The sequence below is a fragment of the Aeromonas aquatilis genome (genome assembly GCF_054052405.1).
In genome coordinates this window covers 1-297 of the sequence record NZ_JBSTYP010000206.1, presented here as the reverse complement: position 1 = coordinate 297, position 297 = coordinate 1, and the positions used below count along the sequence as shown (strand labels likewise).

The following is a 297-nucleotide window of genomic DNA, read 5'->3' as shown; positions in this document are numbered from 1 at the left end:
CTCGAATAGCCAGTTCCATCTCTTGTTCCATCTCATGTTTTCCTCGTCGTATCTGATAGAGAGGCTGTTTAAACCGGGGGTTAAACAGTGCTTATCAGCTGTTTAACCCCCGTCTTTTAAACAAACAGCAAACAGGCATAACGCAGGGTTAGAGGTAGTCAGCCACCACCAGCTCCAACTTGCCTTTCAGCTCGTTGCTGCTGCTATTCGACAGCTCTCGCTCCAGCATCTGGGTCGCCAGCTTCTCAAGGGAGGGGTGTACCACCAACATGGTGGCCTTCACCCCGAGCTTGCGGC

The 297-nt window shown here is 52.2% G+C and carries 1 protein-coding gene; it reads right to left on the bottom strand.

Annotation, left to right across the window (positions count from 1 at the left end):
• Positions 1-148: 148 nt before the first annotated feature.
• Entirely contained in the window at positions 149-283 is a 135-nt protein-coding gene (locus ACW5W8_RS24045; RefSeq protein ID WP_498630926.1) for a Mu-like prophage major head subunit gpT family protein, read from the bottom strand.
• Between the last annotated feature and the right edge of the window lie 14 nt (positions 284-297).